Here is a 15373-nt window from a genome sequence, read left to right on the forward strand (position 1 = left end):
TGAACAATAGACACGAATGTCAGGCTGAGCGAAGTCGAAGCCTTTTTGAACTTTAAGTGTTATGTGCCTTCGACTTCGCTCAGGCTGACAAAAAAAATACACAAAAATAAAAAGGGACTAATTTTAAAATTAGTCCCTTTTTTATATTGAAAATCAGCTTTCTATAATAACGAATGACAAGTCATTGCATTTGGCTGCTGTACTCCCATTAATTCTAAAATAGTAGGAGCGATGTCACCAAGAACACCATCCTGAATATTTTTCAATTGTTTGTCAACTAAAATAATCGGCACTGGGTTTGTTGTGTGTGCCGTATTTGGGCTTCCGTCAGGATTAATCATGGTTTCGCAGTTTCCGTGGTCAGCAATAACGATTGTTGTATAATCATTTGCAAGAGCAGCTTCGATTACTTTTTTCGCGCAGGCATCAACTGCCTCACAAGCTTTAATTGCAGCTTCCATAATTCCAGTATGACCTACCATGTCTCCGTTTGCAAAGTTTAAACAAACGAAATCTACTTCACCTTTGTTCAATTCAGGAACAAGAGCATCAGCTAATTCGTAAGCGCTCATTTCCGGCTGTAAATCGTAAGTCGCTACTTTTGGAGAGTTTCTCAAGATTCTTGATTCGCCTTCAAAAGGAATTTCTCTACCGCCAGAGAAGAAGAAAGTAACGTGCGGGTATTTCTCTGTTTCAGCAATACGAATTTGTTTTTTACCTGCTTTTTCTAAAACTTCACCAAGAGTTTCAGTGATGTTGTCTTTATTGTAAACTACTTTTACGTTTTGGTACGTTTCGTCGTAGTTGGTAAGCGTTACATAATACAAGTTTAGTTTGTGCATATTCTGCTCGTGGAAATCATGCTGAGAAAGCGCTTCAGTAAGTTCACGGCCTCTGTCTGTTCTAAAGTTAAAGAAGATCACAACATCACCTTCTACAATTGTAGCAAGAGGTTTTGCATTATCATCAACTATAACAACAGGTTCTATAAATTCGTCGGTTACGTCTTTTTCATAGCTTTCTAGTACGCTTGACACAGGATTTGTAGAAGGAGTTCCCACTCCGTTTACTACTAAATCATAAGCCAGTTTTACACGTTCCCAGCGTTTGTCACGGTCCATTGCATAATAACGGCCCACGATAGAAGCAATTTTTACAGGAGTATCTTTGATATAATCTTGTAAATCATGAATGTATTTTGCTCCAGATTTCGGGTCAACATCACGTCCGTCTGTAAAAGCATGAACATAAACCTGATCTAAACCATACTCTTGAGATGCGTCGATTAAGCCGCGTAAGTGAGAAGTATGAGAGTGTACACCTCCATCAGAAACTAATCCTAAAAAGTGTACTTTTTTATTGTTTTCTTTAGCATAAGTAAAAGCATCGATTAATACTTGTTCTTTAGCAAGTGTTTTGTGGGCTACTGCTAAATTAATTTTTGCTAAATCCTGATATACAATTCTTCCGGCACCAAGGTTCATGTGTCCAACCTCGCTGTTCCCCATTTGTCCTTCTGGTAAACCAACGTTTAAACCATCGGTGCGAAGCTGTGCGCTTGGGTAATTTTTGTAAAGGCTATTTATAAATGGAACATTTGCATTGTCTATTGCAGATACTTTAGGGTCAGGAGATTTTCCCCAACCATCTAAAATCATAAGGATAACTTTTTTGTTCATTACATTTTTGTTTTCTACAAAGATAAGGCATTTCTAAAATTTGGAGAGAAAGCTTTATGACATTTATGTTTAATAAAATGAAGTGTAACAAAAAATACTAATTTAATTATAGAACTCTTTATTTTTTAAAATTTATTCACGCTAAGCTCTTTTTCTGATCTTATTTTTGACAGCGTTATAGTCTATAAAATATTTTACGCTGATTGAAAAAACATGTTTTAGAGCATCATTGTTTAATAGATTGGTTACACTGCGTTTGAAGTCTTTATAAATAACACGTTCAAAATTAGAAGCATTGTTACGATATAAAACCGAAAGCTGGCTTCCGGGAGCAAACCACCATGAGTACGATAAATCTGCATTCCAGGAATAAAAATTTGAATTTTTATTTTCTGTATATTGAGAATAAGGGGCTAAAGTCCCGTCCTGATCCAGTTTGAGTATATTTTTGTTTTCTGCTGATGACCAATATTGACGAACAGCCAAATTAAGTGTCATCGTGCTGTTAATGGCATATTTTCCTGATAAAGTATTGGCATAAGTAATGACATCGCGATTAGCAAAAACAATCGTTTTCGGCGTGTTTTCGTTATCATCATCGTCATAGCTGTCAATATATCCTTTGTTATTATTTCTTTTAAGAAAACTAAAAGTATAAGTCAGCAGGAGTTTATCATTAAAACGATATCTGGGACCAATATCAACTCCAAATGCGGCTCTTCCGGGTTCATCGACAACTGATATAGACGGATTTATGTCTATTGCAAATTTATGATTGTAATTTGTAGACACACTTGCCCATGCATCTATTTTTCTTGGAATAATAACATATCGTCCGTCAGTTCTTGGCTCATAATAATCACATATTTCTACAGGATAAACCGTGATTCCCATTCCGTAATAATTGTTTTTTACGGTTGTTAAATTCACATTGGCATTAATACTGGCATCTTGTGTTTTTCCTGAATCTTTATTGAATTCAATATAGTTATTAAGGTTAATCCTGAAGCTGTTAAAAAGTTTGGTTGGGTTTAGGATTCTGTAATTAACGTTATTGAAAAAGTTATAATAATTGGTATAGAAATTAATTCCCAAATCATTTGGGTTAAAATCTTTGGTTACAAAATCAGATCCAAAACTGTAACGGTATTTTCCGGCCGTTTCAGCAAAACCAAGCGTGGCATACATTCCTCTTTTGTCTTCTTCGGCATTTATGGTGCTGTATTTTACATTTCCTGATAAATTATAAGTATTGGCTTTTGTATTTAAATCCCAAACTAAACCTGTTACATTGGCATCTCTAAAATGTCCGTTTCTGGTAACATTTGTATTTATAAAAGTAACGGATGAGTTTTTGCGAAAACGCTGATCGAGAACCAATACATTATAATTGGTAAGCGGTTCTACAACTACACGTCTGGTATCGCCGGTAATGGTATCTTGTATGGTTGCAAAAGTTTTCTCGGTAACGGCGTTTAAAATTCCAACCCCTAAACCGTTTTTAGTTCTTCCTGAAAGTTTTAAGGCATTAATTAAATTTACGTTTTGAACCTGTTCGATAATTTTTTCATTATCATTTAGATCTGGTTCAGAAGGTCTTCCGCCAATTCTTCGGGAATAAAACATTTTACCTTTATTAAATAAATCTGTTCCTTCGGTAAAAAAAGCTCTGTTTTCGTTAAACTGCTGTTCAAACGGACCTAAATTCAATATCTGATCGTCGTATTTCGTCTGCCCAAAATCAGGAATTAAAATAGCATCAACAGTAAAAGCATCGTTAATTCCGTATTTAATATCCATTCCGCCTTTTACGGTTCCATACGTTTTTTGACCTTCTCCGGCATTTAAATAATAAGAAGCATAAGGCATAAGAAACAATCGGGTAGGAGGTTTTATGTTTTCAATTCCTTCCAGAGTTCCGGCCTGCTGCGTAAAAGTGCCTATTTTTCTATCAACAAAATTCCAGGTGTATTTGTATCGTGTTCGTTTTATTTCGCGGAAAAAATTAATTCCCCAGATTTGTTTGTTTTCCTGCGAAAATCGTAATGCCGAATACGGAATTTTTATTTCAACTGTCCATCCGTTTTCATTAACAACGGCTTTGCTTATCCAGACAGCATCCCAGGAGTAATCTTCGCCGGTTGCATCTGTCATGATGCAGTCGCCCTGAACATCTGCTGCCGAAACATAAAACATAAAATCCTGCTGCCCGTCGTTAAAACCATTAATAAAAACGCCAAAAAGATCTGCTGTTCCAAAATTGTCTCGCTGCGAAATCTCTTTTAATATTTTATCCGGTTCGTCATCAAACATTTTTGCGCCAATATATATGGCATCATTATCATATAAAATTTTGACTTCTGTTTTTTTGCCTTCAGGAACTGGTTTTCCGTTGTCGGGTTCAAGTGTGATAAAATCTGAAGCAATCGCAGCATTTTCCCATGCATTTTCATCCAGCTTTCCATCAATAGAAATGTTTTGCGAAATAGATTTCGCCTGCAGCGCTTTTTTCTGGCTGTAACCAAAAAAAACAGATAAAAACAAACTAAGAAAAATAAGCTTTTTCATCGAATTTTAGAGAAAATAATGGTTTTTAAGTACTTTAATATAGAACAAATAGACTTCATTTTCTTTTACTTGTTACAGATTTTGTTTCAAAATTTCCATTTTCTTTTGCTTTTTTTAAGAAAATCGGTCCAAATGTTATGATTTTTAGCATAGGAAATAATCTTACAGAAACATCATTTTTATGTTAATAATGTTAAAATTTAAGCAAAAAGTGCCTGATTTACAGGGTTCTATTTTGCAAGGGGTGATTTTTTTATAATTTTGCCTTACCCAAATTTTTATTATTAACCTAAAGAAATTCAATGATTTACAAAATTTATCCGCTGCTTGTGTTTTTGTTATTGTCTTTTGGTAAAGATTCAAAAAACACCTCCGAATTAAAAACTGCAACGACAAGAAGTATTGCTAAAGTTGAAAAAAAGCTTACTGTTGATGCGAAAATTGAAAACATTTATTACTCTTTAAATTCCAACAATTTTAAGCTTCCGGAATTAAAATCTTTTTCTGAAGCATTGAAAGGATTTTATCTTTTGAAAGAAAGAGGAATTATTCAAAAAAACATTTTAACATTGGTTGATTTTAGTTTGTCATCAAATACCAAACGACTTTGGGTAATTGATATGACTACTAATACTATTTTGTTTAATTCTCTAGTGGCTCACGGAAGAAACACCGGAGAAGAATTTGCGACAGCATTTTCAAATTTAAATTCTTCTTTTAAAAGCAGTTTAGGCTTTTATGCAACTGGTGAAATCTATCAGGGAAAACACGGAGCTTCATTACGTTTAGACGGTCTTGAAAGAGGTGTAAACGATAATGCCCGCGAAAGAGGCGTTGTAATGCATGGCGCTGATTATGTTTCTGAATCTTTCATCAGAGATCATAAAAGATTAGGCCGAAGCCAGGGCTGTCCTGCGGTTCCGGTTGAATTGACAGATGAAATAATAGAAACAATAAAAGACAAATCATGTTTGTATATCTATCATCCGTCAAGAAGCTTTACAATGGAAGAAAGATTAATGTCTTAATTTCGAATACAAATCTGAATCTAAATTATAAATATCAGCTCTGAAAATGAGCTGATTTTTTTTGCTCCAAGCTGTCCAATACCACTGATACAAAGCGTATTTTTTTGTGATTTTAAAACTCATTGTTTTTTTAGACGCGATTATAGTATCGATTTTGACTTTAGAAAAGCGTATCGAATCATTTAAAATATGCTCTGCTAATTCCAGCGGATTTTCTACACGAACACAGCCTGAGCTTAAAGAACGGTTGTTTCGTACAAAATAATTCCTGTGATTGGTGTCGTGCAAATAAACACTATGATGATTTGGAAACAAGATTTTCATTAATCCTAAAGAGTTGTTATAACCCGGACTTTGAACGTACCTGTAATTATTCGGTTTGTTTTCGTTCCATGCAGAAGGTTCAACTACATTTCCTGAAGTATCATAAATAGTGATATTTTTCTTTGCCAGATAATTTCTGTTTCGTTTCATGGCCGGTACAACATCTTCTTTTAAAATAGTTGGCGGAACTGTCCATGTTGGATTAAAAACAACTGTTTTTAAAACAGAAGTAATAATAGGTGTTTTTCTTGAACTGGTTCCTACTACAATATTTCTAACTAATGTTGTGTCTTGATTTTCGACTACGTGCAGGCTGTAATCTGGAATGTTAATGATGAAATAATTTTCTGCTAATTCAGTTGGATACCATCGCCAGCGTTCTAAATTGGCAATAATCTGCTGTTTTCTTCTTTCTTTCGAATAATTTAAAGCACTAATAGTACCAATGCCAATAACTCCGTCATCGGCAAGGCCGTGTCTGGCTTGGAATTTTTTAACTGCTTCAAAAGTCTTTTCATCGTATTTGTCAGTCAAACTGTCTTTTCCAGACATGTCTTTCCAGAATAAAAGTTTCTTTTTAATATTGATTAAAGCATTATTAGTATCCTTTAAAGTAATTTTTTTGACATTCTCGATGGCTTGAATATCTTCATCCGGAAAAGAATTAATAATTTGAAGTGATTGCAGTAATTGCTTGTAAGTCTCAGATTTTGGCTGAATATTATCGACAACACTGTCTAATTTGTTTTTATTGAATGCCTTGATAAGGACATTATTTACGTCAAATGTTTTTTCATCCAAATCCCAATCGGTATATAATTTTTTAGGATCGAGTTTTCCTTTATATAAATGATTAAGGTATTTTTCGAAATTATAGGTTAGGAGTATATCATAAGTTGCCAGTTCAGAATCGTTTAATTTACCGATTCTGTTTTCGAATTTTTTCAGCTGTGCGGCTTTATAATCTTCCGGATCTAAACCTAATTCCTCTGATTTTTCCAGCTGAGACAAAACATAAGTCCTTTTTTTTAGATTTCCCCAAACAGTTTTGTTTTCAGATGCAGTATAAAATTGTTTTAGTGTTTCACTTTTAAAAGTGCTTAAAAGAGCAGTGTCAACTTCTACTGTTCTTTCATCAGTAAGTATAATTGCCGGAGCTTTTTTTACAATAGGAACAATTTTAGGTTCTTCTTTTTTACAACTAATAAAAATACAAACTGCTAAAAGAAAATAAAGTTTTCTCATTCTATAATTTTTTAAACATTCAATAATGCTTCTTCAAAACCCTTTTATGATGATTATCTAAAATCGTCATGATTAAAATCTGAACCTGATTTTTTTTCGGCAAATATAAGGTTGCTTTGTTTGAATAACGAAATAATTCCTATTAATTTTTTATCATTGAATAAATTATAGTATAAGTTGGAGTCTCAAGATCATCTTAACCATTCGATAAATTTGTTTTTCTCAGCAATAGCTGGTGTGTATGATAAGTTTCATTTAATGGGATTTCCCGAATTATATTCATGATTTTTTAAAAATAATTGATTTTATAACTTTTTAATTTTAAATGTGTTATAAATAAATGTTGTTTTTATTTAATTTTTTTTCAAAAAAAGCTTGTTTTGAACTTAACTTTCTTTCTATATTTGCACAACCAATGCGAAAGTAGCTCAGTTGGTAGAGCTCCAGCCTTCCAAGCTGGTTGTCGCGAGTTCGAGCCTCGTCTTTCGCTCTAAAACAAACTTTAAGTTTTGTTTTGTGAAAATAAAATTTTTGATTTTGATTTTTTTTTAAAGATTAAATTTTTTAAATTTGCACCCGGTTAATGCGAAAGTAGCTCAGTTGGTAGAGCTCCAGCCTTCCAAGCTGGTTGTCGCGAGTTCGAGCCTCGTCTTTCGCTCTTCAAAAGCCTCAAACATTGTTTGAGGCTTTTTTGTTTTTTACCATTAAGATATTAAGAAAATAAAGTTCAACACTTAATAGGCTTAATATCTTAATGGTAATATATAAATTACTTTAAACTGCTCAAATCGCTTTCGGTTTCTAATTCCTGCGGGGCTTCATTTTGTTTAAAAAGTCTCGCTTTCAAAGCGCCTTTCAGGGTTATTTTGTTTCCTTTAACTTCTAACCAGCTTCCTTCTCTTAAGCCTAAAACCGGAATTGCGTTAAATGCATGAAATTCCTTAATTCTTGTTTCGCGCGTTTCTCCCATGTGCTGCGAGTTTGCGTCTGGATCTAAATAATGCGGGTTTAGGTTAAACGGAATCAATCCCAGGGTTTGAAAGCTTGGCGGATAAATTATAGGCATATCATTGGTTGTCTGCATTGATAAACCGCAAATATTACTTCCGGCACTTGTTCCCAAATATGGAGTTCCGTTTTTTACTTTTTCAGCAAGAAGCTGCATGATTTTGTTTTTGTATAATTGCGTTACAAGTAAAAAAGTGTTTCCTCCGCCTGTAAATACGCCTTCTGCATTTTGTATGGCTTCTTCCGGATTTTCAAATTCATGAATTCCCTGTACTTTAATATTTATTGAAGCAAAAGCCTGCGCTGCTTTTTTTGTGTATTCGTCATGCGAAATACCGCTTGGACGTGCGTACGGAATAAATAAAATGGTGCTGCAATCCTTAAAATGAGATTGCAATGTGGGTAATAAATACTCTAAATAATTGCCGCCGTGTAATGTTGATGTGCTGGCGATGATGATGCTTTTCATAAATCTAAAACTCAAATTCTATCTGCTAAAGATATTAAAAAATGTGTCTCTCTTGAAATTACTAAAATGATAGTTTAATTAACATATTTTTACCAACTCGTTAATACTATATTTGGAAGACATTAGGATATTTTTACCTTTTTAATAATTTTCTAATTTATTCATTTTGACAAAGAGTATTGTTTGTTTTTTGGTAGCTGTTATAAGTCAGAATTCCTGGTCGCAAAATCAGGAACGTACTGTTATTAGCGGAAAAATTACTTCAAATACAAATGATTTGGAAGGGGTGTATGTTGTAAATGCTCAAACAGAAGCAATGACAACAACCAATTCCTCGGGAGCTTTTTCAATTTTGGCTAAACCAGATGATGTACTTGTATTTTCTTCTATTCAGTTTAAAGAAAACAGGGTTTTGCTGACTTGTGAAAATTTTACTGATTTAAATTTTACAGTCAGAATGAATTTGGTTATGCATCAATTACAAGAAGTTGTAATTAAAAGATACGATAATATTAATGCTGTGGCTTTGGGAATTGTGCCTTCTGGACAGAAGAGTTACACTGAAGCCGAAAGAAAACTTCGTACGGCTACAGCGCTCGATGCTACTGCAAATGCCGGAACGATGGCTGGCGGATCTATCTCGGCAGATCCGTTATTAAACTTTTTATCAGGCAGAACAGCAATGCTGAAAAAAGAAGTTGAAGTAGAAAAGAAAGAATTTTTTATGAAATTATTAGAGAGAATGTTTAGTCTGGAACATTTTGTTGAGCGGTTAAAAATTCCGGCAGAATATGTAAAAGGCTTTGAATATTATGCTGTCGAAAATAAACAGTTTACTACTATTTTAAATTCTAAAAATAAAACTTCGACTGAATTTTTATTGGGCGAATTGGCTGTAAAATATAAAGAAATCATTGCAGGTGAAGGGAAATAATATTTTTTATATCGCCTTATTTTTGTTTTTTGCGCAGTTAAGTTTTGGGCAAAAAGCTTCTTCTAAAGAAATTTCAGGTCAAATTTTCGAAAAATCTACTTCGGTTACCAGCGTAAATATTATTAATAATGACACACAGGTTTCGACTGTTTCAGATAATGACGGCAGGTTTTCTATTGTTGTGAAAGAAGGAGATGTTTTGGTTTTTTCGGCAGTAAATTTAGAGCCGCTTAAACGCAGGATTTCGGCAGAAGACATGAATTTGAGCCTGCTTGTAATTAAAATGGAGGCTAAAGAAATTGAGTTAAAAGAGGTAGTTGTTAATGATAATTACGGAATTACAGCAGAAAACTTAGGAATTGTGCCCCGCGGGCAAAAAACATATACACCAGCAGAACGAAAGGTTTATACAGCGACTTCAACATCTGTAGATAAAATCTTAAATGGGATTTCCGGTCGTACCGCAATGCTGAAAAAAGAGGTGAATGTTGAGAAAAAAGAAGCTCTTTTTAGAAAAATAGAATATCTTTTTGATGAGAATTATTATACTGAAAGATTGAAAATTCCGGCAGATGATATTAAAGGATTTCAATTATATTGTGTGGATGATGCCGATTTTGCCGTATCTTTGAATACAAAGAACAAAACAATGAGTATGTTTTTGATAACAGATTTAGCCCGAAAATATCTAATAATTCTCGAAAATGAAAAATAAACTAGGAGTATTCGTTGTTTGCTTATTTTGTCAAATAATGCTTGGACAAAACGGTACAAGAAAGTCGCTGCACGGTCAGGTTACGAACAAATCACTTGCTATAGAAAGTGGTTATGTAATGAATATTAATGCAAAATCCAGAACTTTTATAGGTCCGGGCGGATTGTTTGATATTTTGGCTCAGCCAAAAGATACGCTGCTTTTTACCGGTATAGCCTTTCAGTCTAAAAAAATTGTTTTAACAGAGAAAGACTGCTCGCAGATTCTTTTTTCTGTGTCTTTAGATTTGGTTAGTAATGAATTAAAAGAGGTTTTAGTTCGTAAAGACTTAAAAGTAAAATCACTTGACAGCAACACTCAGAAATATGTTGATATGCAGTTTGAAGATGACAGACAATCGACTGCAAAAAATACAGTAATGTATTCTGATCAAACGATTAAATATGGAACTGATTTTGTCCGAATTTTTAAAGATGTTAAAAAACTTCTTTCTAAAAATAATGAAAAAGAAGAAGTGATTTCAGATATTGCTTTTGTTGAATATTCTAAAGCAAATTTTAAACCCGATTTTTATACTAAAACACTGGGTTTAAAACCAGATGAAGTTGATTTGTTTTTGATGTTTTGTTCAAACGATCCAGAATCAAAAAGACATCTTAATGAAGATCAGAAATTTGAGCTGATTGATTTTTTAATCAACAAAAATGCCGAATTTAAAAAAGTGAATGCCGCTCAATAATGAAAAAAAAATGGTTTTATCCTTTACTGGGAATATTGTTCTTATCGCTTTCTGCTTTTGCATTTCATAAATTTTATGTGGGTGTTTTTCAGGTAGAATATGCTGCAGAAAAAAAGATGATTCAAATTACATCACGCATTTTTATTGATGATTTGAATAATGCAATGGAGAAAAAATACCATAAGAAAACCTTTGTAGGGACAGAAAAAGAAACACAGGCTGACCTTGATTTATTTAAAAAATATCTCGCAGAAAATTTTACTATAAAAATAAACGGACAGACAAAACCTATTACTTTTTTGTCTAAAGAAGTTGAAGCCGGGGATGTACTGGTTTGTTATTCCAGAATAAAGGATGTTGATAAGTTTAAAACTATCGAAATTTCAAATACCATCCTGGTTGACTGGAATGGCGAACAGCAGAATATTACACATATTTCAGCATTTGGCACCAAAAGGAGTGTTCTTTTTACAGAATCTTCAAGGAAAGAATTGTTAAAGTATTAATTAATAAGCCAAATTAATATTTTAATTATTATTTTCACAGCCTGACAAAATTACCATCAAAATTTTATGAAAAAAATTTCATTATTATTGCTTTTTCCTGTAATGTTAATCGCTCAGGAGAAAACTACTGCGCCTAGACAGCAAGGTAAATACGATACCAACAAATTCAGCCAGATGTACGATTTGCTGGCTACACCAAACATGTTCCGTACAGCATCTGGAGCACCTGGACCTGCTTATTACCAGCAGCAGGCCGATTATAAAATTGATGTTGAATTAGATGATAAAAATTCAAAATTAACAGGTGCAGAAACCATTACTTATTCTAACAATTCACCAGATACTTTAGAGTATTTATGGATTCAGTTAGATCAAAATCAGGCAAGAGCAAATGGACAGACTGTTTTAGCTGAAGGAGAAAAAATCAATCAGGTTTTACCACTTGAAGGTTTTTCAACAAAATATTTGAAAAAAGATTTAGAGCGCGGTTTTAATATTGAGCAGGTAAAAGATGCAAAAGGAAATCCAATGTCTTATACCATCAACGAAACTATGATGCGTATCAATCTGGCTTCACCTTTAAAACCGGGAGAAAAAATTTCATTTTCTATAAAATGGTGGTATAACATCAACAATTACAGAAAAGAAGGTGGACGTTCTGGTTATGAATTTTTCGAAAAAGACGGTAATAAATTATATGTAATTGCACAGTTCTACCCAAGAATGGCAGTTTACAATGATGTTGAAGGATGGCAGAATATGCAGTTCTGGGGAAGCGGAGAGTTTGCTCTTCCTTTTGGAAATTTTGATGTAAATATTACAGTTCCTGCAGATCACGTAATCGATGCAACGGGAGAATTAACAAACAGAAGCGAAGTTTTTACTGCAGAACAGGTTAAACGTTACGAGCAGGCTCAAAAATCATTTGATAAGCCAGTTGTAATTGTAACTCAGGCAGAAGCAGAAGCAGCTGAAAAAGGCTTTTCTGAAAAGAAAAAAACCTGGAAGTTCAGTGCTAAAAATGTTCGTGATTTCGGAATTGCTTCTTCTAGAAAATTTATCTACGATGCAATGGCTGTAAAAATTGGAAACAGAACGGTTATGGCTGAATCTGTTTATCCAAAAGAAGCAAACCCGCTTTGGGGAGAAACTTCTACATTGGTTGTAGCACATACTTTAAAAAGTTATTCTTCTCATACTTTCGATTATCCTTATCCAAAAGCGGTTTCAGTTTCTGCTGAAGACCAGGGAATGGAATATCCAATGATTTGCTGGAATTTTGGCCGTCCGGATGAAAACGGAGTAACGAGCAAAGAAGTTAAAAACGGAATGATTGGGGTTATTATTCACGAAGTTGGGCATACTTTCTTCCCAATGATTGTAAACTCTGATGAGCGTCAATGGACCTGGATGGATGAAGGTTTAAATTCATTCTTAGAATATCTGGCAGAGCAGGAGTGGGATCCAACTTTTCCATCAAGACGCGGACCTGCAAAAAATATTGTTCCTTACATGAGTGGTGATCAGAAGTTTTTAGAGCCAATTATGTCAAACTCTGAAACAATTCACCAATTTGGAAATAACGCTTACGGAAAACCAGCTACAGGTCTTAATATTTTGAGAGAAGTAGTTATGGGGAAAGATTTGTTTGATTATGCTTTTAAAACCTACGCAAACAGATGGAAATTTAAACACCCAACCCCAGAGGATTTCTTTAGAACTATGGAAGATGCATCTGCGGTAGATTTAGACTGGTTCTGGAGAGGATGGTTCTATTCAACTGATTTTGTAGATATCGGAATTAAAGATGTAAAACAATATTATGTTTCTGATACGCCGACTGCTGATATTAAAGATGTAAAAGTGAGAAAAGGACGTTTTGGATTCGAAAAAGGACCATTCGTGTATTTAGTTGCAGGGGATAATCCTGAAGTTAATGCTTCTAAGAAAAAAGAATTAAAAGTAGAAGATTTTAAACCGCTGGCTGATTATGTTGACCAGACTTTTACTGCTGAAGAAAAAGCAAGTATTAAATCGCCTAAATATTTCTACGAAGTTGAATTCAATAAACCAGGCGGTATGATTATGCCAATTTTGGTTGAGATTACTTATGAAGATGGCACAAAAGATAATTACCAATATCCTGCGCAGATCTGGAGAAAAAGTAATGATACAGCTAAAAAAGTTTACGCAACTGCAAAAGCTATAAAAAGTATTCAGATAGATCCAAAACTGCTTACGGCTGATATTGATGTAACAAATAATTCATGGCCAAAAGTTGAACAAAAATCAAAATTTGACTAAGAATAAACCTAAAAGACTCTGAAAAGAGTCTTTTTTTTTAAGTAAATTTTAAAACTGTGCGCTTCAAAATTTAATATCTTTGTGGACACACAAAAATAAAAGATATGTTTGGTATAGGAGGAGGAGAATTAGTATTCATATTGTTTATAGTACTAATGCTTTTTGGTTCAGATAAAGTGCCGGAAATTGCCCGTACAATGGGTAAGGCTATGGCGCAGTTAAAAAATGCGACCAATGATATTAAAAGTGAAATTCAAAAAGGAGCAGAGGCAAATGGCCTTGATGCAAGATCTTTGAATAATTTAACGGGTAATATCAATGCTGAAATTGAAAGCGCAAAATCTAATTTATTAGGCGATACAACTAATTTACTGGGTGATACTGCAACAGAAATTGATAAAGTAAAAGAAGATATCGATTCGCTTTCCGGACCTATAAAACGCCAAAGATAATATGCTTGAAAAAATAGAACAATTAGATATCAATCTATTGATATATCTGAACGGTTTAGGTTCTGAAACATACGATAAATTTTGGCTTTTTATTACCAACCAAGCATATTGGACGCCATTTTTCTTGTTGCTGTTTTATCTTATTTACAAAAAAGTAGGAGGGAAACAAACGCTTTATATCCTGCTTTTTGTAGCAGTTTTAATAGCTTTTACAGATCAGACCTGTAATTTGTTTAAGCATACTTTTCAACGTTTACGCCCTTGTAATAATCCTGATATCAATACAATTATCAGAGTGGTTCAGACTAGACAATCTTTTAGCTTTTTCTCAGGACATGCGGCAAATACAATGGCTGTTGCAACCTTTTTATATTTGGTTTTAAAACGTTATTTTAAATATTTCGGATTATTGTTTTTATGGCCTTTAATTTTCGCTTACAGCCGAATTTATTTAGGATTACATTATCCGGGAGATATTCTGGCAGGATATTTCTTTGGAGCTCTTTTTGGTTTCCTGATCTTTTTAGCATACCGAAGATTGAAACCGCAATATTTTCCAGGATAATTTAAGGTTTTGAATTTTTAAGATACTAAGGCTCTAAGTTTTTTTAAGAGCAAAATAAAAAAAGGTTTTAGCTAAAATACATTGAGTATTGGCTAAAACCTTTTTTATGTTTAAATCTCTTTTTTTCAGCTTTAGCTGGAAAAAATATATAAAATTAGATCCTTAGTATCTTAGTAACTTAGAACCTTAGCGTCTATAAAACTCTGCTTACCGTCAGCCCATCACGAATTGGCAATAAAACCGTTTCTACTCTTGGATCATCTTTTAAAAGCTGATTGTATTCTAAAAGTACTTTTGTACTCGTATCATTTGGGTGAACAGGCTCAAGTATTTTACCGCTCCACAAAACATTATCAGATAAAATAATACCGCCTTTATTCATCTTTGGAACAATCATTTCCCAGTAATTGAGGTAATTTTCCTTATCTGCATCAATAAATACCAAATCAAATTTTACATCTATCGTTGGGATAATATCGACAGCTTCGCCTAAATGTTGAAAAATTTGTTTTCCCCAAGGTGATGCATCAAAATATTTCCTCTGAAAATCGACTAATTCTTCTTTAATGTCAATAGTGTGCAATTGTCCGTTTTCCTGCATTCCTTCGCATAAGCAAAGCGCAGCATAACCGGTATAAGTCCCGATTTCAAGAATATTAACCGGACGTATTAGTTTGGATAACATACTTAAAACACGACCCTGAAAATGTCCGCTCAACATTCGCGGTAAAAGTATTTTCTGGTACGTTTCTTTATTAAGTTTTGCTAATAATTCTGGTTCATTTTCAGAATGCTGTTCAATATAATCTTCTAATTCTTGTGATATAAAATGCATCT

The 15373-nt window shown here is 33.6% G+C and carries 13 protein-coding genes and 2 tRNA genes; 10 read left to right on the plus strand and 5 right to left on the minus strand.

Going from position 1 to position 15373, the window contains the following annotated elements; translation table 11 throughout:
- Positions 1 to 161: 161 nt before the first annotated feature.
- On the minus strand, positions 162 to 1679 hold the full coding sequence (gene gpmI / locus ACTJIW_RS13070) for a 2,3-bisphosphoglycerate-independent phosphoglycerate mutase (protein ID WP_440714432.1): 1518 nt from the start codon (positions 1677 to 1679) through the stop codon (positions 162 to 164).
- A 141-nt stretch (positions 1680 to 1820) separates the two neighbouring features.
- Positions 1821 to 4247 (minus strand): DUF5916 domain-containing protein, encoded by a 2427-nt coding sequence (locus ACTJIW_RS13075; protein ID WP_440714431.1) that lies wholly within the window; start codon positions 4245 to 4247, stop codon positions 1821 to 1823.
- A 302-nt stretch (positions 4248 to 4549) separates the two neighbouring features.
- On the opposite strand from ACTJIW_RS13075, the gene ACTJIW_RS13080 reads away from it, so the two are divergent.
- Entirely contained in the window at positions 4550 to 5275 is a 726-nt protein-coding gene (locus ACTJIW_RS13080) for a murein L,D-transpeptidase catalytic domain family protein (RefSeq protein ID WP_012023842.1), read from the plus strand.
- Here the strand turns inward: ACTJIW_RS13080 and ACTJIW_RS13085 are convergent.
- Positions 5264 to 6844 (minus strand): L,D-transpeptidase family protein, encoded by a 1581-nt coding sequence (locus ACTJIW_RS13085; RefSeq protein ID WP_121362216.1) that lies wholly within the window; start codon positions 6842 to 6844, stop codon positions 5264 to 5266. The genes ACTJIW_RS13080 and ACTJIW_RS13085 overlap by 12 nt on opposite strands.
- Before the next feature lie 417 nt (positions 6845 to 7261).
- Between ACTJIW_RS13085 and ACTJIW_RS13090 the strand changes: the two genes are divergently transcribed.
- A tRNA-Gly gene (locus ACTJIW_RS13090) sits at positions 7262 to 7334 on the plus strand.
- A gap of 95 nt (positions 7335 to 7429) precedes the next feature.
- A tRNA-Gly gene (locus ACTJIW_RS13095) sits at positions 7430 to 7502 on the plus strand.
- Positions 7503 to 7613: 111 nt separating this feature from the next.
- Here ACTJIW_RS13095 and pepE read toward each other — a convergent pair.
- On the minus strand, positions 7614 to 8321 hold the full coding sequence (gene pepE / locus ACTJIW_RS13100) for a dipeptidase PepE (RefSeq protein ID WP_012023844.1): 708 nt from the start codon (positions 8319 to 8321) through the stop codon (positions 7614 to 7616).
- A 166-nt stretch (positions 8322 to 8487) separates the two neighbouring features.
- Here pepE and ACTJIW_RS13105 point away from each other — a divergent pair, with 166 nt between their 5' ends.
- The 7 genes from ACTJIW_RS13105 to ACTJIW_RS13135 all read left to right on the plus strand — a co-directional run bounded on the left by ACTJIW_RS13105 (position 8488) and on the right by ACTJIW_RS13135 (position 14536).
- Complete coding sequence (locus ACTJIW_RS13105; protein WP_440714430.1) at positions 8488 to 9255, plus strand: carboxypeptidase-like regulatory domain-containing protein; 768 nt, start codon at positions 8488 to 8490, stop codon at positions 9253 to 9255.
- A complete protein-coding gene (locus ACTJIW_RS13110) occupies positions 9242 to 9970 on the plus strand; it encodes a carboxypeptidase-like regulatory domain-containing protein (protein WP_012023846.1) in 729 nt (242 codons plus the stop codon). Before ACTJIW_RS13105 ends, ACTJIW_RS13110 begins: the two co-directional genes overlap by 14 nt.
- Positions 9960 to 10709: a hypothetical protein gene (locus tag ACTJIW_RS13115; RefSeq protein ID WP_012023847.1), complete on the plus strand. Its 750-nt coding sequence runs from the start codon at positions 9960 to 9962 to the stop codon at positions 10707 to 10709. The genes ACTJIW_RS13110 and ACTJIW_RS13115 overlap by 11 nt, the downstream gene beginning before the upstream one ends.
- Positions 10709 to 11215, plus strand: a complete 507-nt coding sequence (locus ACTJIW_RS13120) for a DUF6702 family protein (RefSeq protein ID WP_440714429.1) — start codon at positions 10709 to 10711, stop codon at positions 11213 to 11215. Before ACTJIW_RS13115 ends, ACTJIW_RS13120 begins: the two co-directional genes overlap by 1 nt.
- A gap of 66 nt (positions 11216 to 11281) precedes the next feature.
- Positions 11282 to 13519, plus strand: a complete 2238-nt coding sequence (locus tag ACTJIW_RS13125; protein ID WP_440714428.1) for a M1 family metallopeptidase — start codon at positions 11282 to 11284, stop codon at positions 13517 to 13519.
- A 104-nt stretch (positions 13520 to 13623) separates the two neighbouring features.
- Positions 13624 to 13971 carry a Sec-independent protein translocase subunit TatA/TatB gene (locus ACTJIW_RS13130; RefSeq protein ID WP_073407800.1) on the plus strand — a complete coding sequence of 116 codons (348 nt, stop codon included), beginning with the start codon at positions 13624 to 13626 and terminating at the stop codon, positions 13969 to 13971.
- 1 nt (position 13972) lies between these two features.
- Entirely contained in the window at positions 13973 to 14536 is a 564-nt protein-coding gene (locus ACTJIW_RS13135; protein WP_440714427.1) for a phosphatase PAP2 family protein, read from the plus strand.
- 193 nt (positions 14537 to 14729) lie between these two features.
- On the opposite strand, the gene ACTJIW_RS13140 is transcribed toward ACTJIW_RS13135, so the two are convergent.
- On the minus strand, positions 14730 to 15371 hold the full coding sequence (locus ACTJIW_RS13140; protein ID WP_012023852.1) for an O-methyltransferase: 642 nt from the start codon (positions 15369 to 15371) through the stop codon (positions 14730 to 14732).
- Between the last annotated feature and the right edge of the window lie 2 nt (positions 15372 to 15373).

Source organism: Flavobacterium sp. 22659, from assembly GCF_052044235.1.
GTDB lineage: Bacteria > Bacteroidota > Bacteroidia > Flavobacteriales > Flavobacteriaceae > Flavobacterium > Flavobacterium johnsoniae.